Genomic DNA, 23,242 nt, shown 5'->3' with positions numbered 1-23,242 from the left:
AGGAGGAGATACGTATGGGACAACATCAACTGCCCGAGAACATGAAGGCCGCAGTCATGACAGAGCCAGGACATATTATTATTGAGGAACAACCCGTTCCCCAACCAGAAGCGGATGAGGTGTTAATCCAGGTGATGGCTGTCGGGGTGTGTGGCTCGGATGTGCATTATTTCGAACATGGGCGCATCGGCAGATTTGTCGTGGAAAAACCGATCATTCTGGGTCATGAGTGTGCGGGGATCATTGCTGCTGTGGGCTCGAACGTATCACGTTTGAAAACAGGGGACCGGGTTGCTATTGAGCCTGGGGTGACTTGCGGACGTTGCACGGCATGCAAGGAAGGTCGCTATAACCTGTGTCCGGATGTACAATTTCTGGCGACTCCTCCCGTGGATGGCGCATTTGTACAATACATGGTGATGCGTGAAGATATGGTATTCCCGATTCCAGATCATCTGTCTTATGAAGAAGCAGCAATGAACGAGCCATTCTCCGTTGGGATTCACGCTGCACGCCGGAGCAAATTGGCTCCGGGTACAACCCTGGCGATTATGGGCATGGGTCCAATTGGACTCATGGCCGTGGCTGCTGCCAAATCTTTCGGTGTAGAGAAGATCATTGTAACGGACCTGGAAGAAGTTAGGCTGGAAGCGGCTCGCCGCATGGGGGCCACTCATGCCATTAATGTGCGGAATGAAGATGCGCTGGCTGTGATTCGCGAGTTAACAGGTGGTGTGGGTGTCGATACCGCATGGGAAACAGCGGGCAATCCAAAGGCGCTACAATCCGCTCTGTACTCACTTCGACGCGGAGGCAAACTTGCGATTGTGGGTCTGCCTGCACAGGATGAGATTGCACTCAATGTTCCATTTATTGCGGACAATGAAGTTGATATCTATGGCATATTCCGTTATGCCAACACGTATCCGGCAGGGATCGAGTTCCTGAGCTCCGGCCAGCATGACGTAATGTCCCTGATTACAGATCGTTATTCACTCGAAGAGACACAGCAGGCGATGGAACGTGCATTACACAATAAGAGCGGTAGTCTGAAGGTCATGGTATATCCGAACGGCAGATAGGCACAACTTGAGAGAGTCCGGCAGTTCAGGACTCTTTTTTTGTTTTTTTCACAAAATTAAGGGATAGACAAGCTCCCATAACATGGTATAATTCATGAAGATTTTAATATATAAAAGGATACACACCATCATGGTGAATAAGTACCTTGAATAAGTACCTAGCGAAAGGAAATGAAAGTTGTGAGAGTACATGAATTTATGATTCACGCTGATTTTCATCGGGATGATCTGATGTCGGTATCTTCTCAAGCGTCACGTTTTTCCTCGGATATTATTTTGTCGTATATGGAGTCTGAGCATGAGCATCGTGTAGATGTCAAAAGCCTGCTTGGAATGGCGTTACTACCCATTCGATATGGTAGTGTTGTCAGATTACAGACAAGGGGCAGGGATGAACTGGAGGCTTTGGAGTACATGCTGAATGTACTGGAGAAAGGAACGGCGTAACACCTGATTAGGTGCAAAATCACAGATATCATATTTTTTTTGGCTATTCCTCAAATCCTGCTGGTACTTTGTCCAAAAAAAGAGTATAATAAAATTTAGTTTGATTCTAAAGAAGTACCCATATTAAAGGAGTGTAAATAGATTATGCCAAAAGTTGACATCCATCCAAAGACACAAATCGTAATTTTTTACGATGCAAGTGCTGATTACAAATTCCTGAGTTCTTCCACGAAGTCCTCTAACGAAACTATGGAATGGGAAGATGGTAACTCTTACCCGGTAATCCGTGTGGACACTAGCTCCGCATCCCACCCGTTCTTCACTGGTAAACAAAGAAACGTGGATATCGGTGGTCGTGTTGATAAATTTAACCGTAAATACAACATCAACAAATAAGTTTGTCCATACATTACAAGAAAACCTCGGGATTCGTCCTGAGGTTTTTTTGTGTACATATTTAGGGTAAAACCTTGTGATTTTTAATTAATATTTGTAACTATATAAATTGAACTAAACATTTACACAAAACGGAGAGGACAGAAAGAACCTGAAGAAGCGTAGCGTTCGCCTACAAGCTTTCTGCAAGAAAGCTACATCGGAAGCATAAGCTATCCCCGGATTTACCCCTTTTATAGAAGGAATCAAAAAAATCTGGGGATAACAGCGATCGGAAGGTTGTTCTGTCATCGAAGTGACCAGTGTAAATATTCTGTAGTTCAATTTATATAGAGATAACCATCTGATTAAAAATTAATTCAACCAATTATTGCGCTTACAACACATTCGGATGTACACTAGAAAACAGAGCAAGAACATATGAAGGAGGAAATAGAGATGAGCAGCATCACACATATGGTAACGTTTACACTATACGCAGGTAAAGATACACCTGAGGCAGAAGCCTTTTTGAAGGAAAGTTCGGATGCACTGGCAGCCATTCCTGGGGTAGAGCAATTTCGGGTTCTGAGACAGGTAAGTGAGAAGAATGAGTTTGACTACAGCTTCTCGATGGTCTTCGCGGATCAGGCTGCGTATGATGCATACAACAATCACCCGGTTCACCGTCAGTATGTAGAAGAGCGTTGGGAAAAGGAAGTCAGTCGCTTCCAGGAAATTGATCTGACCCAGCATAATCATTAATATTCTCTACATATAGGGAAGCAAGCTGACTTACCATATACAGCATTGTACAATGCTGTATTCTTCTCTTCATAATGCGTGATTGTAGAGATAATACAATACTTCCCGAAACCGTTTTCGTTAAAATAAATTAAAGGAGGTTTTCGCTGTTATGCAATTGGATCTCACTGGAAAAACTGCTCTTGTTACAGGCGCAACCGGACAACTGGGGAGAGTCATCGCACGCACGTTGGCCAACTGTGGCGCCAATCTGGCTTTACATTACATCAATAATGATACCAAAGCTCGGGAGCTCCAGGGTGAGATTGAAGCACTTGGTCGTAAGGCTGTAATTGTACAGGGAGATATTACGAAGCAGGATACGGCATTTCGGATTCGTGATGAAATTCAGCCTGTCCTCGGCGGAGTGGATATCGTCGTTGCCAATGCGGTCATTCAATATGAATGGACAACGGTGTTGGAACAGTCTCCTGAAGATTATTTGAGTCAGTTCGAGTCCTGTGTTATGCAGAGTGTGTATCTTGCCAAAGCTTTCATTCCACATATGCAAAACGTCAAAGCAGGTCGCTTTATTGGCATTAATACCGAATGTGCGATGCAAAACTTCGCTCACCAATCGGCCTACACTGCTGGTAAGCGTGGAATGGATGGCGTATATCGCGTGCTGGCCAAGGAGGTTGGCGAGTATCAGATTACCGTAAACCAGGTTGCACCTGGATGGACAATCAGTGAACGTGATCGCTCCAGTGAGTCTGGACACGATGAAGCATACACGCGTACCGTGCCACTGAAGCGTAGGGGTGAAGATCAGGAAATTGCCAATGCAGTTGCTTTTCTCGCTTCGGATCTGTCCTCATTCATCACAGGTGCCTATATCCCGGTAAGTGGTGGAAATGTGATGCCTGCCATCTAAATACGAATAAGAGTTCAACCTTAATGAGGGTGTCCCATAAGTCATGAATATGGCGGGGGCATCCTCTTTGCTTTGTTTTTTTGTAATGAACCTGACACACGTTATTCGCCCCCATTTGCCGAGATCTGAGATCTAACGAATCACAGAGACGTTATTTCGTCGATTCACTTGATTTTTTAGGTGTAGAAGCCCGTTTATGACTATATAGCGTTGCTGGGGTTCGTTAAATCTTGCAACTGATGATAATCTTCCTTTTAAGGTGCGGTAGGTTCGTTAGCGTTCGTTAGTCATTGGAGAGAAGCGGTATTCTTTTTGAAAAGCCTAATTTTTGGAAATTTGCTAACAATGAAACAACCGTTATAAGGTGCTTAATTATTCATATATCCAGATATACATATGATTTGGTTCGGTTTTCAGCTGATTGGGGTATAAGAATAGGTATATTACCTGAGTGGAAACATAATCAAAATGAGCTATTAAAGGAGACCCATCACTTATGAAAAAAACAGTCGCGGACGTTCTGGTTGAATCCTTATTGAACGCTGGCATCAAACGAATATATGGCATTGTTGGAGACTCTTTGAATGCGGTGCTTGACTCCATCCGTCGTTCAGGCAAGATCGAGTGGATTCATGTGCGGCATGAGGAAGTGGCTGCTTTTGCTGCTGGGGCAGACGCTGAGGTCAGTGGAAGTATCGCTGTCTGCGCAGGGAGCAGCGGTCCGGGTAACATGCATCTGATTAACGGTCTATACGATTGTCATCGCAATCGTGTTCCTGTACTCGCCATCGCTGCCCATATCCCAAGTGACGAGATTGGCAGCGAATATTTTCAGGCGACTCATCCGGAGTATCTGTTCCAGGAATGTAGCGATTATTGTGAAGTCATTACAACAGCAAAACAGATGCCTCGTTCCCTTACGATGGCGATCCAGACAGCAGTCGCACGTTCAGGTGTATCTGTCGTTGTATTACCGGGGGATGTAGCTGGACTTGAGGCAGCGGACCTGCCTGTGCCAGAGCATGTATATCACGCGACCAATCCTGTGGTACATCCTTCTGAGCCGGAACTCGTGAAATTGGCAGAATATCTGAATCAAGGCAAAAAAATTACGTTGTTGTGCGGTGCAGGCTGCGCAGGCGCTCGGGAACCCCTTATGCAGCTCTGTGATCGGTTGAAATCCCCCATGGTTATTGCGCTAAGGGGCAAGGAATATTTGGAGTACGAAAACCCCTATTCCGTCGGTCTTACCGGCCTAATCGGGTATTCATCCGGTTATCATGCCATGATGGACTGTGATGTATTATTAATGCTGGGGACGGATTTCCCATATCGTCAATTCTATCCCGAAGATGCAAAAGTCCTTCAGGTTGACATACAATCTTCCCATCTCGGTCGGCGTACGAAGCTGGATTATGGCGTATGTGGGGATGTAAAAGCGACCATTGAAACTTTGCTTCCATATCTAACAGAAGAACACAGTGACAAACATCTGCGTAAAAGTGTGGATCGTTATGTGAAAGTACGGAAAGAACTGGACGAGCTAGCCGTTGGAAAACCGGGTAAAAAGCCGATCCATCCGCAGTACCTGACCAAGATCATTAGTGATGCCGCCGCAGAGAATGCCATCTTCACATGTGATGTCGGTACACCGACAGTATGGGCAGCCCGTTATATTGAGATGAGCCGCAACCGCAGACTGCTCGGTTCATTTAGTCACGGTACGATGGCCAATGCGCTGCCACAAGCGATTGGTGCCCAGGTCGCTGATCCCGGCAGACAAGTCATCTCGTTGTCGGGTGATGGTGGTATTACGATGCTGATGGGTGATCTGTTGACATTGAAACAGCATAATCTGCCGATCAAGGTTGTGGTGTTTAATAATGGAGCCCTTGGTTTTGTTGAGCTGGAGATGAAGGCTGCCGGATTCCTGGAATCGGGAACAGAGCTAGTCAATCCGAACTTTGCGCTGGTTGCTCAGGCCATGGGCATGGAAGGTATTCGGGTTGAAGATCCGGGTGAACTGGAAGGAGCTGTGCAGCGTGCGCTTCAGCATGATGGTCCTGTACTGATTGATGTGGTGGTGAACCGTCAGGAATTGTCCTTACCACCGAAGATTGAGTTCAAACAGGCGGAAGGATTCACCTTATGGATGATGAAAGCCGTGCTGAGCGGACGCGGTGACGAGATCATTGAATTGGCAAAAACCAATTTGCTGAGATAGGCGCTACGTTAAAGTGGATATGCACGTTTGAAGGTGTGGAAACACTAACTTTAATAGGGTTATTTATGTAATAAAGAGAGCATGCAACAAGACATTCTAGTTGCGTGCTCCTTCCATGAAATGATGAAAATGTGACATGTCATATAGTATGGATACATATTATATGATTTGTTTTTATGTCGAAAGTCTATTAGAATAGGTAAAGTCAGGAAGGTTTTATGCCATTTTTGACCTACATATGGCATCATTGCATGTACGTACGTTTCATATCGTATTCATCGATCCAATCACAAGATGACACACACACACATGGAGGAGATCAACATGAGTCACGCAGGAAAAGTAGCCATTATCACTGGAGCAGGAAGTGGATTGGGCCAAGCAGCAGCACTAAAGCTGGCTGAGAAAGGCGCATCCATTGTCGTTGTGGATCTTGTCGAAGAGACAGGTCGTGAAACGGTTAAGCAGATTGAGAAGCTGGGAAGTAAAGCTATTTTTGTACAAGCAGATGTGAGTAAAGCACCTGAAGTTGAGAATTATGTAAAAAAAGCAGTCGAAGAGTTCGGACGAATCGACATGTTCTTTAATAATGCAGGTATTGCGGGTCCTGGGATCAAGCTGATTGAACATACGATCGAGCAGTTTGACCAAATTATTGATATTAACCTGAGAAGTGTGTTCTACGGGTTGAAGTATGTGATTACGGAAATGCTCAAGACAGGTGGGGGTTCCATTCTGAATACAGCCTCCACAGCCGGTATTGTTGGTGTACCCGCGGTTGCACCTTACGCAGCAACCAAACATGGCGTGGTCGGCTTGACCCGCACAGCTGCAATTGAATATGGCAAGGACAATATTCGTGTGAACGCGATTGCGCCAGGCACGATTGAGACACCGATGGTTGTTCAGTTTGGTAAAGATAATCCTGAAGTGTTCAAAGCAACGGTGGACAGCATTCCATCTGGACGCCTTGGCAGACCGGAAGAGATCGCGAACCTGGTTTCCTTCCTTCTGGGAGATGAAGCGCCATATATCAATGGTGCAGTATACCCGATCGATGGTGCAGTAACAGCCCAATAAGCGTTAAGCTTATCGGTAATAAAATAGTTTTTAAGATGGTCAAAGAGAGGTCACTGTATGTGTACAGTGCCTCTCTTTTTGATTCCTCTTTTATGCTACGAATGGTATTGCGGATCCATATCAGGAAACGTTGTGTGATGCATCAGTTTATGTACTTTTATTAGATGATGAACGATACGAGCCAATAACAATGATGATGGCCACAACGACCCCGACAGCCCCAATCCAGGTAATCGATGACAATGATACACTGCTGACCGCGATGCCACCAATACCTGCTCCAGCGGCCATGGCTAATTGCATGACCGAACTATTCAGACTAAGCATAATACCTGAGGATTCGGGAGCCATCGTCACGAGGTTATATTGCTGAGTTGGACCCGAAGACCATGCGGCAAAAGACCACAAAATCAGAACAAGCAAGACAGTGAGATGAGAGCTTGCCGTTATATTCAGCAGGACCAGACTCACGATATGCAGTGTCATGCCTGTGATCAACGTCCGTTTGACACCCCATCTGTCAGCACTGAATCCTCCTACTTTTGAACCAATCAGACTAGCTATGCCGAATGCGAGTAAAGCTGAACTGAGTAGTGCTTCGCTCATTCCTGCAACGGTTACGAGATAAGGTGAAATATACGTGTAAGCAATGGAATAACCACCTAACCAGAAAAATGTCACGAGCAGTGCTAAACCAATTCGTGGCTGTTTGAGCAACGATAGTTGTTTCTTCAGTGGAACAGATGCTTCCGCTTTTGAAGGCGGAATGGTGGCCGCAATAACCAGCATGGCGAGAATGCCGAGAACGGCTATACCTGCGAAAACAAGCTTCCAATCCCATGATGAAGCTACAAGCCTTCCTAGCGGAACGCCCACAATCAATGAAGCGGTAAAGCCAGTGATTACTGTGGCAATTGCACTAGCTTGTTTGCCCTCGGCAGCTATTTGGGAAGCGACTGTTAACGCCGTGACAACAACGACGCCTGCACCCAGAGCCATCAAGACACGTGCTGCGACGAACAGACCATAGCCCGGCAACAGATAAGCAAGTACATTCCCTAGAACGAACAGACCAAGGAAGTACAGCAACAGCCTGCGACGATCCCAGCGCGAAGTCAGTGCAATAATGACAGGTGTACCAAGCGCATATACGAGCGAAAAAATCGTAATGAGTTGCCCGGCAGCGATCAAAGAGATATTCATGGTATCTGCAATGCGATCCAAAATGCCGGCAATGACATATTCGGACGTTCCTACAAGGAAACTGACCAAGGCAAGAACATAGATTTTGAGCGTAGAAGACATGGATACATAACCTCTTTCTGTTCGTAATTATTATAATTCTAGAAATATAGAAATAAAGACGAGAGAACAAGGCATGAATCTGTGAATGCAAATCATATGTGAAATGTAACCCATCTGCGAATGGTGATGTAACAATTGAGATCATGATGATTGGCATAAGCGTAAACTTATGTGACCTCATTCTACAATGATAATTGTTCAATGTTTCGATATTTCTAATTATATAGAAATATAACTTAAATTTTTTATTTATTTAGAAGATAGGGAACATACTTCTGTGCGGTCTCCGTGTTCAGGCTGTAGTAGATATATGTACCTTTCTTCTGTGAGGTGAGCAAGCCGCAATCGGACAGCTGTTTCAGGTGATGAGACAGAGTTGATAGGGCAACGGTAACAAGGCGGCTCTCCAGATCGGCAGGACACAGGTTACTTTCGCCCGATAGAATCTGAATGATTTTATAGCGTGTATGCTCACCCAGTGCTTTATGAATTTTGACCACTTGATCAAGTTCATTCGGGTTTGGTTGCATCATCATCCGTCCTTTCGTCTTTATTTCTTATTTCTAGTAATATAGAAATACAGTATCATATGCCCTTTGAAAAGTAAACTCTCGGACGAAGATTCTTCCCCCGAGAGTGATGTGAGTTGTAAATAGTTGTATATTACCGTTCCAGGGAATCAACATAGTCTTTGGCTTCCTTCAACGAAAGACCTCTGGCCTCGCGCAGTCGTTTAATCGCCATAATTTTTTTCCCTTGTTGTATAAGTGCAAGCAGCTCCAAATCCAGATCAGTTTGACCCGGTGGGCTTGTGTGTGAAGCAGATGCTTCCTTCGGCGACAAGGTGAAATTGTAGTCGGAGCGTGGGCTGGCAATTGCGGTTGAACCATTCTCCAGACGCTCCACATCTCTTTTCAATTCATTCAATTGGCGTTGCAGGCTGGTAACTCGGACCAATAATACTAGGATCAGAAGCGACAGAACGATCCATATCAAGGTGTTCATTTCCATGATGTCATGTGCCTCGCTTTCATGTATTCCTTATTAGCCATTATTTAAGTTGAACCGGGATTTCCTTGACACCACGAACAATCATGCCAGGTCTCCATTCCAGTTCATTCACATCTGCCTGAAGCTGCATATTTGGAAAACGATTCAGAAGTGTGCTGACTGCAATCTCACCTTCCAGACGAGCAAGCGGGGCTCCGAGGCAGAGATGAATGCCTTTGCCAAAAGCCAGGTGTGAACTTTTTTCGCGGGTAATGTCGAAGATATCAGCATCCTTAAACTGCTGTTCGTCCCGGTTGGCAGAATCAAGCGCAACGATGACAAGTTCACCTTGAGCAATATGCTGTCCACGGAATTCAATATCTTCAAGAGCCCAACGGGATGTGCTGAACTCTACCGGTCCGTTATAACGCAGCATCTCTTCAATGGCATTGTGAATAAGCTCGGGTTGCTTGATCAGCAGTTCGCGTTGCTCCGGATGCTCCAGCAGGGCGAGAATGCCGTTCCCGATGAGATTAACGGTTGTTTCATGACCGGCAATGATTAATAAAGAGACCACGCCAAGCAATTCTTGTTCAGTTAACTGCTGCCCGGATTCTTCTGCAATGACGAGCTGGCTGATCAGATCTGTGCCCGGGTCTTGGCGTACTTTCGCGAACCAGGCCGTAAGGTAATCTGTAAACTCCTTGGAATGCTGCTCAAACAGCTCAGCGCTCTCCGCTGTGGAAGCGTCGATTACCGTATTGGACCATATGCGGAATTGGTCACGATCCTGGGCAGGGACTCCCAAAATTTCACTGATAACAATGATGGGCAGCGGGAAAGCAAAATCATCGATCAGATTCATTTTTTCCTGTGACGGGAGGTTGTCCAGCAGTTCATCAGCGATGTCCTGAATATGGCTTCGCATGTTAGCGACCATTTTGGGTGTGAATGCTTTCTGCACAAGTCCCCGAAGACGTCTATGATCTGGCGGATCGGAGAATAACATATTATTCGAGAAAATGCTTTGATTTTCAGCGCCATAACGTCGGACCATGTCTTTGCTGAAGCGAGGATCTTTCAAAATCTGGACTGCATCCTCGTATCGGGTAATAATCCAACCGAATTCTCCATGTGGAAACATGACTCTGAAAACAGGCTCATCTTTTCTTAACTTTTCATACACCGGGTAAGGGTTATGTGTGAATTCTTTGGTAAAAAACGCTGGCTTTGAGGATTCGTTTATTTCATTCGGTTTCAAATGCAAAATCTCCTCTCATATTCCTTCATATGTCTGCACCTTCTATATATTCAATACGTAGGCTTTTGAAACCTTGTTTTTGGTCCAGGTGAATGATTGAGCAGGAAAATAGAGGAAGATGGAAGAAGACATGGTAGATAGAAATGATTATTATGCTTGGTAAAAATGAAAACGAGGTGAACGCTGACATGTCTTACACACAACTTCCTTTGCATCAACACCGGATTCCGGCAAGTCGAATGGTTCTTGGCTGTATGCGTTTTGGGGGCGAATGGGACGGGTTTCCCATTACTTCAGATCTTGTCGTGGAGGGTCATCGAGCGGTCGAAGCGGCTATCGAAATAGGGATTAATCACTTTGATCTGGCGGATATATACACACGTGGTAAGGCAGAGCATGTATTGGGGCGAGTCTTATCCGAAACTCCTGGCTTACGTGAACAGATCATTATACAGTCGAAGTGTGGTATACGTCTTGTGGGTGATGATGAAGGACCGCAGCGTTATGACACTTCAGGTGCACATATCCTGGCGAGTGTCGACGGTATCCTAGAACGGCTTGGCATCGATTATCTGGACATTTTGCTGTTACACCGTCCTGATCCACTAGCCCATCCACAAGAGATTGGAGAAGCACTGGCTGAGCTGCATCATTCCGGTAAAGTACGCCATTTTGGTGTGTCCAATATGGGGTCTGAACAGATTCGCCTTCTTCAGCTTCATAGTAAAGTACCTCTGATTGTGAATCAGTTGGAGATGAGTCTGGACAAAATCGGATTCGTAGAAGCTGGTGTGACGGTGAATCGCCCCCAAGCCAGAGACAACGTATTTCCCTATGGCACGATGGAATATTGTCAGGCAGAACATATTCAACTGCAAGCTTGGGGTCCCCTTGCTCAAGGTCGATTTACGGGCAGGGTCGTCGAAGGGCAACGCCCGGAGATTGCGCATACGGCTGGGCTGGTTGATCGAATGGCCAAGGAGCGTGGGGTGACACCGGAATCTATTGTACTGGCTTGGTTAATGAAGCATCCAGCAGGGATTCAGCCAGTCATTGGTTCGATTCGACCAGAACGTATTCTGGCCTGTCGTGATGCAGCAAATATGGAGCTTACCCGTTATGAGTGGTACGAGCTGTATTCCGCTTCATGCGGGCGTAGGATGTAACTAGAGATATCAGAGGATTGCTTCGTTTTGATCGAAAAATTAATAGATATTGTGTGAAAGATGATTGTAGAAGAAGACACGGTTGCTGAGCTGTGTCTTTCTTTGTGATATCTGGCCTCATTTGGTTGAAACACAATATGGAAAGTGTAATGATTCCTATGATCATATGACCTACACTGCGAATGTACTAGTCATAAGCATGCTCTTTTGCTCGAAACCCGTGTGTCGAAACGACTATAAGGATAATTCAACTTCATATTTGTGCTAGAGGATATGTCCATGGGCTTAGGAAGAGTGCTGATAAGAAGGACGTTTCAACCATTTTTATCGTTTTACCGGGTAGATGTTAGGGTGCTGTGATAAAATGATAGGAATAAGAACATACGATCTGTTTATGTGAGAGGAGACACCTTGACGATGGAGATGCTTAAACCACCCGCCGAGACATTATACGAGGTTGAATTACGTGCACTGCGAGAAGAGGATCAGGGAAAACGTCCCCCGAACTGGCTGTTATCTCCCGCCTATGTGCGTGATTTTATTATTGGCAGGGATAAGCCAGCGCTATGGAATGGAGAAGAAATCCCGATTACCCGCAAATTTTATGGCAATGACGTGTTGATCGAACGTGCAGTAGTCACTCTGGCAGGCAATCGGGGATTAATGCTTGTGGGAGAACCCGGAACAGCCAAGACCATGCTTAGCGAACTATTAACCGCAGCGATCTCCGGCACCAGCCTGAACACGATTCAAGGTACAGCAGGTACGACGGAAGACATGATCAAGTATTCATGGAATTACGCCATGTTGCTGGATAAAGGCCCTTCGGAAGCGGCGCTTGTACCATCGCCGTTATATAACGGAATGAAGAAAGGCATTCTTACCCGATTTGAAGAGATTACACGTTGTCCCGCTGAAGCGCAGGATAGTCTGATTAGTATTCTCAGTGACAAGGTTATGAGCATTCCCGAACTGGATGGCGGTGTACTGTTTGCCCAGCCGGGATTTAACGTTATTGCTACAGCCAATATTCGGGATAAAGGTGTTAACGAAATGAGCGGTGCCTTGAAACGGCGGTTCAATTTTGAAACGATCAAGCCCATTCATAACGTGAAGATGGAAGCCAAAATTATTGAATCCCAGGCAAGAAGCCTGTTATTACATAGTGGAATTGATATTGAAATTAACCCGGATGTGGTTGAATTGCTGGCTACAACCTTTATGGAACTGCGCACCGGCATGACACGGGAAGGCTACAAGCTGGATACACCTCAAGCCTCCATGAGTACAGCAGAAGCGGTGTCAGTCTATGTCCAGAGTGCGATGACTTCCTATTACTACGAAGATAAGGCTATTGCGCTGGATCGATTAGTGCAGAACATGCTAGGGACCATTGCGAAGGAAAACGACAAGGATCTGTCCATTCTCAAAACCTACTTCTCCAAGGTTGTTAAAGAGCGTTCCAGGGAAGATGGAATATGGAAGGACTATTATGAGGAGAGAAAATGGATCGGTTAACAGCAGTTTTGGACCCTGATGTTGATCAGTTACAATCCTTGTTCAAGTCCCATGTCTATAACCTGAGTAATCATACGGTCTATTATCCAATACGACACCACAGTCCTGTATGTTCATATCACTTGTTACGATTAATCGAAGAGTACAAGCCGGATATCATTCTGATCGAAGGACCAGAGAGCGGTAATCCATTCATTTCGGTTCTGAGTGATGAGGCAACCTTGCCTCCTGTCAGTCTGTACTACACCTATGAGAGTGAGTTGCAGAGAGAAGCCTGCTATTATCCGATGCTTCGTTATTCGCCTGAATATGTGGCCATGAAAGAAGCAAAACGACTGGGCATTCCGGCGAAGTTTATTGACCTGGACTACCAACATTTCTCCACTCATGCATCCAAATCCGGCCAGATAGAGCAAAAGGAGATCTCCATCCAAGACGAAACCTTGCTTGCAGGGTCGGAATTTATCAACCGATTGTGCCAAAAAACAAACTGTCGCAGTTTTGATGAATTGTGGGAAAAGGTGTTTGAGATTGGTGGACTGGAGAAATCTACTGAGGAATTCGTGCAGGATGTATTCACGTATTGCACGCTATCCCGAATGTGTTATTCCACGGAACGATTACAGTCTTCAGGTGATTTGGCAAGAGAAGTGTATATGAAACAACGTATTCAACAAGCGGTACTTGAGCATGAGCGTGTGCTTGTCATTACTGGTGGATTTCATACTTATGGACTGTTGATGTCAGAGAAACATGAATCAGAATTGGAACAGCCAGAAATGGATAAACAACATGCAGAACAACATTTGGATGCACAAGTTAAACCAGGTAGGTCTCCACACAGTGCGTTTGATCCAAGTGCGGTTCACCAACAGATGTACCCGATGGTCTATACCTTTGCTGAAGCAGATCGGCTTAATGGATATGCAAGCGGCATGCCTTATGTGAATTATTACGATCAGATCTGGAACCAGCTGCTTCGCAAGAAGAGTACACCATACAATCTAACGGCTCTGGACTTGTTATCTCGGCTGATGCGCAAATTACGGGACGGTCACGAACATGTATCAACCAGTGATGCGATTGAGACGTACAGTATGATTCAGGGACTTGCCGGTCTTCGGGGTAAAAGGGAAGGCGGCGTGTACGAGTTGATGGATGCAGCACTCTCTTCCTTTGTGAAGGGGGAGCTTACCTTGGCTACCGATAAACCGTTGCAAGAGCTACAGCAGTTATTGACAGGAGACGTCATTGGAAGCGTGGCTCCCAATTCATTCAGTATCCCCATCGTGGAGGATTTCAAGGCGCGTTGTACAGTCTACAAATTGCAGATTCGCACAACAGGACAACACAAGAAAGTGCTGGATTTGTATGCGAAACCAGAGCATCGTCAGATCAGCCAATTGATTCAATGCATCACGTATCTGGTTCCAGAATTCGCAAAACGGCAATCGGGGCCAGACTGGATCGCAGAGCGTGACATGAATCTGGTTCGTGAAACCTGGGTTTATATGTACTCTTCCCGTATTGAGGCCAGATTGATAGAGAACTCACTCTATGGCGGAACGCTTGCTGGAGCAGCCACACGCAAAATGGAAGAACAAATGCAGGAGATCCCGGATCATCATAGCGGTGAACTTGCCGGGCTCATGCTTCAAGCACTGCTCATGGGACTTCAGAACACAGCAATGAAGCTCTATGAACAGGTGCGCTCGGCGCTGAGAACCGACGGGAATTTCCTATCCTTATGTAACAGCTTGCAAGTCTTGAACCGAATTCATCAACACCGCAGGTTGCTGGGATTATCTTACGAGCAACATCTCCCTGACCTGGTATCCGAAGCTTATAGGAACGCCGTGGACAAGTTGTTGCAGCTCTCCAGAGCCAATCCGGATGAACATGAAGCCATTATTCAGGGACTGAAGCTGCTAGCCATGCTCGCGGAGTCATCGGAGGCGTATTTTCAGGATGAGACATTCCGAATTCATCTGAATGAGCTTTTGTCTGATCACCAGCTTCCGGCACAGCTGGAGGGTGTGTGTGTGGCTATTTCCTCAGGTCTCGGAGACAGGCCCCGAGATGAGATTGTTGATCGTGCTCGCGGGTATATCCATGGTACACCGGATCAGACCCGTCAAACGGCACTTTTTTTACAGGGCGTATTCACAGTCGCACGTGACGCTTTTTTATATGAAGATCAGCTCTTATCCGAGTTGAATGTGTTGATTGAAAAGCTGTCATACGACGACTTCATCAGCATGGTACCGGAATTAAGGCTGGCATTCACTTACTTTACACCAATGGAAACAGGTTTGATTGCTGAACGGGTGGCAAGTCTGCATCAGGTTGAACCAGTGGAGATGTCAAGACCTGCGCTTGATGAACAGATGCTGATCCAGTCCAAAGCATGGGACGAAGCGCTTCGAAAGGAGTTTGCCGCATGGAAGCTAATATGAATGAGGCGAATCGGAGAGCGGGCGAATCCAGAGATAACCATGAAAGTTCCAATCTGGATGGAGGCAAACGAGGGGAGCATCCTTCTGCTGAAACCTTAAATCGCTGGCGTCTGATTCTTGGTGAATCGGCCGAAGAAGGGCTGTGCAATACAGACCAATACACTTCGAGTGAATTTCAATATACGGAAATGGATGAGATTCTGGGCTATCTCTATAACCGTGAATACGGTGAAGAACAAGGTTATCGAAAAGAGGGAGGACGCGGTGCGTCCAACCTGACTGTACCGAAATGGTTACACAAGGTCAGGGACCTATTCCCCAAACCAACGGTAGAAATATTGGAGAAGCAGGCACTCGACCGCTATGGACTGACTGAATTGTTAACAGACAAAAAGCTGCTTGAGTCCCTTGAACCCAACATGAATCTGCTCAAGAACATTATGCAGTTCAAAGGACGGATGAAAGGTGAGGTGTTAAAAAGCGCTAAAGAGATCGTGCGAACGGTGGTGGAAGAACTTCGCAGCAAGCTGGAGTCTCAGACTCGAGCCAGTATCATGGGTAAGCGCAGTCGTTATACCTCCAGTTCAGTACGATCCTTGCGCAATCTGAATTTCAAACGAACCATCACCAAAAATATGAAAAATTATGATAAAAATAAGCGCAGATTTGTGATTGATCGACTCTATTTCGACGGGAATATACAGCCCCATAACAAGTGGAACATCATCATTGGAGTGGATGAAAGTGGCAGTATGCTGGATTCAGTCATCTATAGTTCGGTAATGGCCAGCATCTTCTATCGCTTGAATGCGCTACGAACAAAACTATTCATATTTGATACCCAAGTGGTTGACCTGAGCGACAGACTGGAAGACCCGGTAGACGTGCTTATGAATGTACAACTCGGCGGGGGCACACATATTACCAAAGCGTTGCGTTATGGCGAGACGCTGATCGATAATCCAGGCAAAACGATCTTTATTCTGGTCAGTGACCTGGAGGAAGGTTACCCAATCGCGCAGATGTACAAAGCCTGTAAAGATATCATCGACGCAGGCTGCAAATTGCTGGTTCTCACTGCGCTCGATTTTAACGGAGATTCAGTCTATAACCAACATGCAGCACAGACGTTGACCAATATGGGCGCACATGTAGCAGCAATTACCCCAAACGAGCTTGCGGATTGGATTGGCGAGATCATCACTTAAATTCAAGGAGGAATGTGTAATGCTTACCACAGATCGTGCAGTAGAAACTTTGGTGGAGAAATTCGCAGTAACGTGTTCAAACGAGTATTCATTAAAAACAGATCGAAGCTCCGAGATTATTGATTATGTCTTAGGAACGACAGACAAGTTCCCGGATATGTTGGGAAATTCGAGTCATTATGTGTATCAGACGATTGATCTGCTCATGAAGCTCGCCAAAAAAGAGGACGGAGACATCTTTTACCGTGCCGGGGCTATTGTGATATATCTGGAATCGACTTATTCAAAAAGAAATACATGGAGAACGGATGCCTTTACCATCTGTATGGGAAATGATTCTGAAGCCTACGGCTTAAGCGGGAAGAGCAAAAGTTCTGATCGCATGGGCGGGTTGTTGGCCAGGTTGGAGAAGATCCAACAGTTTGCGGGCGAAAACGAAATTCTGGCTGAATTGAAGAGCAAATTAAAACGTGCCCAGTGGCTTTTTGATTCCAAAAAAGCGGACAGTCAGGGGAATTATCGGGATGTCATTAATGCATTAATGCTCCTGCAACTATATTCGAAGCTAAGTGATACCTCTTCTCATGCAGAGGTTGAATCTGCTGCGCAATCGTTGCCAGCGTTGTTTCAACATGTGATGGCGAATGATCCTGATCAGTTGCGGAATGAGCTACATACGTTGATCGAACCTATAGTGGTCAGTAACATTCAAGGGAAGCATAACGGATCTTCCCAAGAATTGAAAGATGAATTCCTCAAGCAAAAGCGTAGTCAGCTCATAGCTGAGCTGTATCCCAATACGTCTTTCTCTCCTAAAGAGCAATGTTCACACGCTGTATTCCATCAAACGATGGTACTGGTGAGCAGTGCCTTGCTGTACCTGATTAATATTAGTGGAGGCAAACAACGGTTTCTTGATGCAAAGAGTGAGATTGGGGATATTTTGCTTCATACCCTGCATCAGTTACATGAGATTTATCCACTTGAAGTTCGAAGTTACTTGCTGAGTATGGACCCGAGAGCAAAGAGTCCCAATGATCTGCTTGCTGGACTTGTGCCTCTGGATGAGCCTTATCAGTTGGTTGAAATGCTGAGAGACGAGCTTAATATGTATACCATATCCTGGAACATGTTACGATCCACGGTCACGAATCATCCTGAACAAGCAATTCGAGCTTACGAGTTGATCAAAACGCCATTCCTCAAACTTTGCATTCAAAAATTCATGGAGGATCAGGGATTGGAGCTGCCAAATGCAGAGGAGTCATTGGAGCAAGCGGTATTCAGCGCTTTGCGGCATCCATTGGATGGGGGGCGCCAGGGAATTGCGATTGCAAGATACTTAAGTGGGGAAAACACCCTTGAGGAATATTGGCAAGACTCGAATAGTCGTGCGTTGTTTAATCAACTGAATCGGGACAAGAAGCGTGTTCATATTCTCATCAGTATTAGTTTTCTGCCCTTGGAGTCGGAAGCAATGCGCAGATTCGCAATCCTGACCACTCATCCCGATTGGACGCTGGATATTGTCTCAGACATGTATAATTCATACGCGTTTAGTGGAGAGAAACTGCTTCAACGTTATGGGCAAGATCCTGAGGTGCAGCGTGAGAAATTGCTGACCAGCCTGATCTCTCTCAATGGCATGACCGACTACAGATACAAAGCCATGCCACATGACGAATACCGCCGAATCATTCAGCAGAACTTGGACTATGCACTGACACAGTACAAGAAGCTGCCAACGGATACGCGCATTTTAATTCTGGAGATTACTTTTGAACAACGTGATGAGATCTCGAAGAAACAACTGTCCGAAGCAATTCGTGCCGGATTGCAGGATTCGTCCAAGAAGGCCAATGGTGTGGCTTTAGCCGAATTTAACCGGATTCCTGATGAGGACTTGTATACGCTCGTATACCTCTCGGAGAAAAAAGCGGGAATCAAGGAGATGGCTCTGACTGCAATCCGCAGTCTCGAAAACAGCAAGGAGCTGTACGGTGAGCTTTTGAAGAAAGAGAAGGCAGCGGATTGGAAGAACCTGATTCAAATTCTGCTCGATACCGCAGATCTGAGCCCGGAGTATGCTCATGCTGCGCTTGCTGATCAGGCAGATAGCAAGAAGCTGTCCAGACTAAGCTGGTTGTCCCTGAAAGATCTCCCATCCCTGATACGGACAGAAGATAATCAGCCGGTAGATGACCGAATTAAGCTTTATGTGCTGGTGCAATCCTTGGATCATACATCTGGTCCCAATGAAAGGTTAAATGAATTACGGGACTACGTAAGTGAGGCATCGCTCGCTCGTTTTGCAAGTGAATTGCTTCAGGTCTGGATTCAGGAAGGTGCTCCCGCGAAAGAGAAGTGGGTGATGTATGTTTCAGCACTCTTTGGTGATATTCAGATTGTAAATATTCTGGCTCCGCAAATTAAGGAATGGACCGAAAACAGTCGTGGTGCGATTGCAGCGGATGCTGTAAAAGTGCTCGCTTATCTGAAAGATCCATCCGCTCTTATGGCGATTGACAAGATCAAACGTGGTGTGAAGAACCGCCAAGTGAAAGGTGCAGCTGAAGAAGCATTGCAGCTTGCAGCTGATAATATGGGACTTACCTCGGAACAATTGGAAGATCGGCTGGTCACTACACTTGGTTTTGATGAAAAAGGGACCATGCAGCTGAGTTACGGGGAGCGCTCCTTCCTGGTTAAGGTGAATGGAGACTTGCAAGTGGTTGTACTCAATGAAGAAACGGGCAAATCCGTGAAGAGTCTGCCTGCTCCTGCACAGAAAGACGATGCTGAACTCGCAGCACAGTCCAAGGCACGTTTTACGCAGCTGAAAAAAGATCTCAAATCCATGGTTAATATTCAGGCGCAGCGTCTGGAAGAATCATTGTCCAAGCAACGTCTGTGGTCTGCCGATGAGTGGAAATCTCTGTTTGTTGATAATGTCATCATGCAAAAATTTGCTGTTGGTCTGATCTGGGGGACGTATGAGGATGGCGTTCTGATCAGCACGTTCCGTTATATGGAGGACGGCACCTTTAATTCCGTGGATGAAGATGAGGTTGATCTGCCTTCAGGTGCACAAGTGGGACTTATACACCCATTGGAACTGGATCAGGCGACGCTTGAAGGTTGGATAACGCAGTTGGAGGATTACGAGATCAAGCAGCCGTTTGAGCAACTGAATCGTGAAATTCATCAGCCTGAAGATGAGGACAAGACCAAGAATGAATACGATCGTCTACCTGAGTCTGATTTCTCACCAACGTCTTTCCCCAAAGCACTGGAGAAATACGGCTGGATCAAGGGGCCTGCACAGGACGGCGGCTGGTATCATGAATTTTATAAAGAGTACGGAGATCTTGTTGCGGAATTGCAATTCAGTGGTACGAGTATTACGTATTACGAGGGATTGGATGACATTACCCTGGAATCCCTACATTTCTTCAAACCGAATAACAAGCAATATTATTACTACGGTGACAACAAACCCATTGCTCTGGGCAACGTTTCAGGTCGCGTATTCAGTGAAACGATCTACGATATTTTGAGAGCAACGGGGCGTTGATAACGTGAGTGCGTTCAAGGAGAAATTCCGGATTTTTTCGAAGCTGTGTACAGAGGATTATCTGATCCGTTACGCCAACAAGGGATTGTACAAAAGGTCTTTGAAAGAGTTGGACAATGGTGTAACTGTAACATACACATGGAATGAATCATCCGTGAGCTGCGAGTTAAGTGATGGGACACAATGTACGCTTGAGGATACGCTGGATCATTGGAATTGTTCCTGTCCGTCAGAGCATATCTGCAAGCATGTGCTGATTGCAATTCTATATGATCAACGGAAACATTCGTTAGAGGATTCGATCAGTGTTGACGAGAAGCAAATGCCAGATAAGGACTCAGGGATATCGGAAAAGAATTCCTTGGACGTATTAAAAGGTTTAACAGTAACAGACTTTGTGTCAAACGTAGGATCAAATAGGGATGATTCAGACGTAGTTTCGCATGGAGCATCTCGTGAGATCGAGTCTCGTTTCCGCTGGATGACGGAGTCTGATCTTAGCGTGTTAATTAAACCATATAGTGCCTCCATGATAGAGGAAGTTGTATTCCGCTTAAGGTACCCTGAAGAGGTGAAGATCATTGAAGATTCACTTCTTACGGTACAGCTGACAAGCCAGAACATTGAGGTGTCTTTTACTGAGGAAGCCAGTCTTGCGAAAGCTCTTTGCAAGGTGCCGCAGACAGCCGGAAAGCTGGCCAAGCTTGAAGCATTGTTACGGTATCGTGCACTAAAAGGGCTGGATGATACGGATGCATTAAGTGGACGAGTGTACGAAGCCAAGTTTTCTTTGCAGACCGTGCAGGAATGTCGCATGATGCTGGCAGGATTGTTGAAGACGGGACTGGCCCGTCTTCCGCAGTCCTATATGGCACAATTGGAGACACTGGCCATTGCTGCCCATAGTGGCAACCTGCCTGACATCGAACGCAGTCTGCGAGGGATTCAAGGCGAACTACAGTTGTTTTTCAACAGACATATCCGTTTCTCCATGCAATCCATGCTGGATCGAGTAAGCAAGCTGTATCTTGCACTCCAGGTTCTTGAAGAGAAAAAGGTGTCAACCATTCAACAGAGTCAGCTCATTGGCAGTTTTCGAAGTAAATACTTTACGGTTCCTTCACTTCACCTATATGGACTGGGAGCCGATGCATGGGAGACACGATCCGGTTTCCGTGGTATCACCTATTACTTCTATTGTTTCGATGATGGGGAAATCTACACCTATAGCGATGTACGTGCTGTGTATTATGATGATCAGCAGTTCTCATATACAGAGCATTATGGTGCATTTACACCATGGCTGCCTCATGTGACCTTTCGTCAGTTCGTGGGTGAAGAAGTTCAATTCCACTCCGTGAAAGTGAATGAAGAACGCCGGATTTCCTCCGGGGAAGGTGCCAAGCTTACCATTTTGCCACGTTTGGGCGTGGAAACGCTGAATATGGGCAAAATCATGCAGGATGCATCGTCTGTACTTCAAGAGGAATCGCGAACATTCGCCTTATTCACTGCGCCTAGAGAACGACTGGCTGTGATCAAAGTTGCCCGAATTGTGGACCATAGCTTTGTCAAACAAACGCAAGATCTTGTCCTAAAGGTTGAGAGTGCCGATGGAGAACTACTGACACTCACTCTCCCGTATTCAACAGATTGGCAGACAATGATCCAAAGACTGGAATCAGGATATGGTTCCCAATCCCTTGAACACTTCTATGCGTTTGTGCGTGTGGAATCAAGACGGATTAGCCCAATCAGTTTCCTGAAGGGTCAAACGGTGCTTAGTCTTAAACTGGAAATCGGGAATGGAAGGATGGGGAGACTTGGAAGAGCATAATCAGTTCATGCAAAGAATCAGCAGCTGGTCTGAAGAGCTGCTCCTGCGGGGGTTATCCCAGTTTGCGATCCGAGATATTGAAGTTCTTGAGCAGCTCGTAGCTGAATCCATGCGGTTGCAGATGAGTTTCCTGCATGAGTTGTTGAATCACATGATCAAGGAAGGGCGTAGCGTGGCTCTGGGACAAGGTAATGAAGAGATGCTGTTATTTCAGTATTGCCGTCTCACGCAATATGTACAGCTTAGTGTGCAAGAAGAGACGTGATACTGGATAATAACCGCGAAGCGAAGGCACATGAAGCGATATGATGTAGAAAATAAGATATAGTATAGAAATAAGAAGATTTGCAGAAGGCCGTAGAGGTCAATGCAAATCTTTTTTTATCGTGGAGTAAGTAAAAGTCATTTCTCAAACGAATATAAGTAGGAAGCACGGATCAACACCAGCATTTGTGACTCATATGCGCATGGAAGGGAGGGATATATAATCGTGGAAGAAGAACAGATACGGAAGGCAGTAGTGAATCGTGATCCTGAAGCCATGGAATGGGTGATGAACCACTACGCAGGTTTGTTATGGAAGATTGCTCATTCTATCCTACATCATGCATCGGCAGAAGAGATTGAAGAATGCGTAGCAGATACATTTTTTGCTTTTTGGCAGAATCCGGATGCATTCCAATCTGGGCGAAGTAGCTTGAAAAATTATCTTGCAACGATCACAAAACATAAAGCGATTGATCGCTACCGGAAACTTAATCGAAGAACTGAGCTTACATATGTAGAGGAGATTCATTCGGTGCAAACGGATGATTTGTTGGTTCAGATGATCAGTAAAGAGACATATACGGAACTTAATCAAATGATTGAATCTTTTCCAGAACCGGAACGGGAGATTATGAAACGTCGGTTTTACGAAGGACAGAGACCCCATGAGATATCGGAAGCATTGTCCCTACACGTTAGGCAAGTCCATAACAAGCTTTATCGCTCCAGGCAACGATTGAGGACATGGTGGATGAACAGGAAATAAAGGAGGCG

Annotated in this window: 19 protein-coding genes; 15 read left to right on the top strand and 4 right to left on the bottom strand. The window is 45.7% G+C overall.

Going from position 1 to position 23,242, the window contains the following annotated elements; genetic code table 11:
* The first annotated feature begins 14 nt into the window (after positions 1-14).
* The 7 genes from NLBNIHML_RS04040 to NLBNIHML_RS04010 all read left to right on the top strand — a co-directional run bounded on the left by NLBNIHML_RS04040 (position 15) and on the right by NLBNIHML_RS04010 (position 6,886).
* Complete coding sequence (locus NLBNIHML_RS04040) at positions 15-1,082, top strand: NAD(P)-dependent alcohol dehydrogenase (RefSeq protein WP_494353835.1); 1,068 nt, start codon at positions 15-17, stop codon at positions 1,080-1,082.
* Between the two features lie 180 nt (positions 1,083-1,262).
* Positions 1,263-1,529, top strand: coding sequence for an HPr family phosphocarrier protein (locus NLBNIHML_RS04035; protein WP_026081056.1), 267 nt, complete (start codon positions 1,263-1,265; stop codon positions 1,527-1,529).
* Positions 1,530-1,673: 144 nt separating this feature from the next.
* Positions 1,674-1,925 (top strand): type B 50S ribosomal protein L31, encoded by a 252-nt coding sequence (locus NLBNIHML_RS04030; RefSeq protein WP_278294759.1) that lies wholly within the window; start codon positions 1,674-1,676, stop codon positions 1,923-1,925.
* Positions 1,926-2,363: 438 nt separating this feature from the next.
* Positions 2,364-2,669, top strand: coding sequence for a Dabb family protein (locus tag NLBNIHML_RS04025; RefSeq protein ID WP_494353834.1), 306 nt, complete (start codon positions 2,364-2,366; stop codon positions 2,667-2,669).
* 151 nt (positions 2,670-2,820) lie between these two features.
* A complete protein-coding gene (locus tag NLBNIHML_RS04020) occupies positions 2,821-3,582 on the top strand; it encodes an SDR family NAD(P)-dependent oxidoreductase (RefSeq protein WP_494353833.1) in 762 nt (253 codons plus the stop codon).
* Between the two features lie 496 nt (positions 3,583-4,078).
* Positions 4,079-5,806: a ubiquinone-dependent pyruvate dehydrogenase gene (poxB, locus tag NLBNIHML_RS04015; protein ID WP_494353832.1), complete on the top strand. Its 1,728-nt coding sequence runs from the start codon at positions 4,079-4,081 to the stop codon at positions 5,804-5,806.
* 324 nt (positions 5,807-6,130) lie between these two features.
* The gene (locus NLBNIHML_RS04010) at positions 6,131-6,886 is read left to right on the top strand and encodes an SDR family NAD(P)-dependent oxidoreductase (RefSeq protein WP_278294762.1); all 756 of its coding nucleotides are present in this window, start codon (positions 6,131-6,133) and stop codon (positions 6,884-6,886) included.
* 147 nt (positions 6,887-7,033) lie between these two features.
* Here NLBNIHML_RS04010 and NLBNIHML_RS04005 read toward each other — a convergent pair whose 3' ends face one another.
* The 4 genes from NLBNIHML_RS04005 to NLBNIHML_RS03990 form a co-directional block, all read right to left on the bottom strand.
* Complete coding sequence (locus NLBNIHML_RS04005) at positions 7,034-8,191, bottom strand: MFS transporter (protein WP_494353831.1); 1,158 nt, start codon at positions 8,189-8,191, stop codon at positions 7,034-7,036.
* Positions 8,192-8,436: 245 nt separating this feature from the next.
* Complete coding sequence (locus tag NLBNIHML_RS04000; protein ID WP_494354668.1) at positions 8,437-8,724, bottom strand: ArsR/SmtB family transcription factor; 288 nt, start codon at positions 8,722-8,724, stop codon at positions 8,437-8,439.
* Between the two features lie 130 nt (positions 8,725-8,854).
* Positions 8,855-9,202 carry a ribosomal protein L7/L12 gene (locus NLBNIHML_RS03995; protein WP_339255656.1) on the bottom strand — a complete coding sequence of 116 codons (348 nt, stop codon included), beginning with the start codon at positions 9,200-9,202 and terminating at the stop codon, positions 8,855-8,857.
* Positions 9,203-9,242: 40 nt separating this feature from the next.
* Positions 9,243-10,442: a cytochrome P450 family protein gene (locus NLBNIHML_RS03990; RefSeq protein WP_339255654.1), complete on the bottom strand. Its 1,200-nt coding sequence runs from the start codon at positions 10,440-10,442 to the stop codon at positions 9,243-9,245.
* A 188-nt stretch (positions 10,443-10,630) separates the two neighbouring features.
* On the opposite strand from NLBNIHML_RS03990, the gene NLBNIHML_RS03985 reads away from it, so the two are divergent.
* The 8 genes from NLBNIHML_RS03985 to NLBNIHML_RS03950 all read left to right on the top strand — a co-directional run bounded on the left by NLBNIHML_RS03985 (position 10,631) and on the right by NLBNIHML_RS03950 (position 23,234).
* A complete protein-coding gene (locus tag NLBNIHML_RS03985; RefSeq protein ID WP_494353830.1) occupies positions 10,631-11,608 on the top strand; it encodes an aldo/keto reductase in 978 nt (325 codons plus the stop codon).
* Between the two features lie 417 nt (positions 11,609-12,025).
* Positions 12,026-13,126 carry an ATP-binding protein gene (locus NLBNIHML_RS03980; RefSeq protein WP_494353829.1) on the top strand — a complete coding sequence of 367 codons (1,101 nt, stop codon included), beginning with the start codon at positions 12,026-12,028 and terminating at the stop codon, positions 13,124-13,126.
* Positions 13,114-15,582 carry a DUF5682 family protein gene (locus NLBNIHML_RS03975; RefSeq protein WP_494353828.1) on the top strand — a complete coding sequence of 823 codons (2,469 nt, stop codon included), beginning with the start codon at positions 13,114-13,116 and terminating at the stop codon, positions 15,580-15,582. The genes NLBNIHML_RS03980 and NLBNIHML_RS03975 overlap by 13 nt, the downstream gene beginning before the upstream one ends.
* A complete protein-coding gene (locus NLBNIHML_RS03970; RefSeq protein ID WP_339255648.1) occupies positions 15,567-16,790 on the top strand; it encodes a VWA domain-containing protein in 1,224 nt (407 codons plus the stop codon). The genes NLBNIHML_RS03975 and NLBNIHML_RS03970 overlap by 16 nt, the downstream gene beginning before the upstream one ends.
* 19 nt (positions 16,791-16,809) lie before the next feature.
* Positions 16,810-20,364 (top strand): DUF4132 domain-containing protein, encoded by a 3,555-nt coding sequence (locus NLBNIHML_RS03965; protein WP_494353827.1) that lies wholly within the window; start codon positions 16,810-16,812, stop codon positions 20,362-20,364.
* A 4-nt stretch (positions 20,365-20,368) separates the two neighbouring features.
* Positions 20,369-22,201 carry a hypothetical protein gene (locus NLBNIHML_RS03960; protein ID WP_494353826.1) on the top strand — a complete coding sequence of 611 codons (1,833 nt, stop codon included), beginning with the start codon at positions 20,369-20,371 and terminating at the stop codon, positions 22,199-22,201.
* A complete protein-coding gene (locus NLBNIHML_RS03955; protein ID WP_494353825.1) occupies positions 22,188-22,466 on the top strand; it encodes a hypothetical protein in 279 nt (92 codons plus the stop codon). The genes NLBNIHML_RS03960 and NLBNIHML_RS03955 overlap by 14 nt, the downstream gene beginning before the upstream one ends.
* Before the next feature lie 225 nt (positions 22,467-22,691).
* The gene (locus tag NLBNIHML_RS03950) at positions 22,692-23,234 is read left to right on the top strand and encodes a sigma-70 family RNA polymerase sigma factor (protein WP_339255640.1); all 543 of its coding nucleotides are present in this window, start codon (positions 22,692-22,694) and stop codon (positions 23,232-23,234) included.
* Positions 23,235-23,242 lie beyond the last annotated feature (8 nt).

The sequence above is a fragment of the Paenibacillus sp. JNU01 genome, from assembly GCF_059130585.1.
This window is presented reverse-complemented; position numbering and strand designations above follow the sequence as displayed.

What these genes read in the sequence shown, in the direction of transcription:
- NLBNIHML_RS03975 (WP_494353828.1), top strand. Translation starts at nt 13,114, where the DNA reads ATGGATCGGTTAACAGCAGTTTTGGACCCTGATGTTGATCAGTTACAA.
- NLBNIHML_RS04040 (WP_494353835.1), top strand. Translation starts at nt 15, where the DNA reads ATGGGACAACATCAACTGCCCGAGAACATGAAGGCCGCAGTCATGACA.
- NLBNIHML_RS03965 (WP_494353827.1), top strand. Translation starts at nt 16,810, where the DNA reads ATGCTTACCACAGATCGTGCAGTAGAAACTTTGGTGGAGAAATTCGCA.
- NLBNIHML_RS03985 (WP_494353830.1), top strand. Translation starts at nt 10,631, where the DNA reads ATGTCTTACACACAACTTCCTTTGCATCAACACCGGATTCCGGCAAGT.
- NLBNIHML_RS04000 (WP_494354668.1), bottom strand. Translation starts at nt 8,724, where the DNA reads ATGATGCAACCAAACCCGAATGAACTTGATCAAGTGGTCAAAATTCAT.
- NLBNIHML_RS04005 (WP_494353831.1), bottom strand. Translation starts at nt 8,191, where the DNA reads ATGTCTTCTACGCTCAAAATCTATGTTCTTGCCTTGGTCAGTTTCCTT.
- NLBNIHML_RS04030 (WP_278294759.1), top strand. Translation starts at nt 1,674, where the DNA reads ATGCCAAAAGTTGACATCCATCCAAAGACACAAATCGTAATTTTTTAC.
- NLBNIHML_RS03970 (WP_339255648.1), top strand. Translation starts at nt 15,567, where the DNA reads ATGGAAGCTAATATGAATGAGGCGAATCGGAGAGCGGGCGAATCCAGA.
- NLBNIHML_RS04025 (WP_494353834.1), top strand. Translation starts at nt 2,364, where the DNA reads ATGAGCAGCATCACACATATGGTAACGTTTACACTATACGCAGGTAAA.
- NLBNIHML_RS04010 (WP_278294762.1), top strand. Translation starts at nt 6,131, where the DNA reads ATGAGTCACGCAGGAAAAGTAGCCATTATCACTGGAGCAGGAAGTGGA.
- NLBNIHML_RS04020 (WP_494353833.1), top strand. Translation starts at nt 2,821, where the DNA reads ATGCAATTGGATCTCACTGGAAAAACTGCTCTTGTTACAGGCGCAACC.
- poxB (WP_494353832.1), top strand. Translation starts at nt 4,079, where the DNA reads ATGAAAAAAACAGTCGCGGACGTTCTGGTTGAATCCTTATTGAACGCT.
- NLBNIHML_RS03995 (WP_339255656.1), bottom strand. Translation starts at nt 9,202, where the DNA reads ATGGAAATGAACACCTTGATATGGATCGTTCTGTCGCTTCTGATCCTA.
- NLBNIHML_RS03980 (WP_494353829.1), top strand. Translation starts at nt 12,026, where the DNA reads ATGGAGATGCTTAAACCACCCGCCGAGACATTATACGAGGTTGAATTA.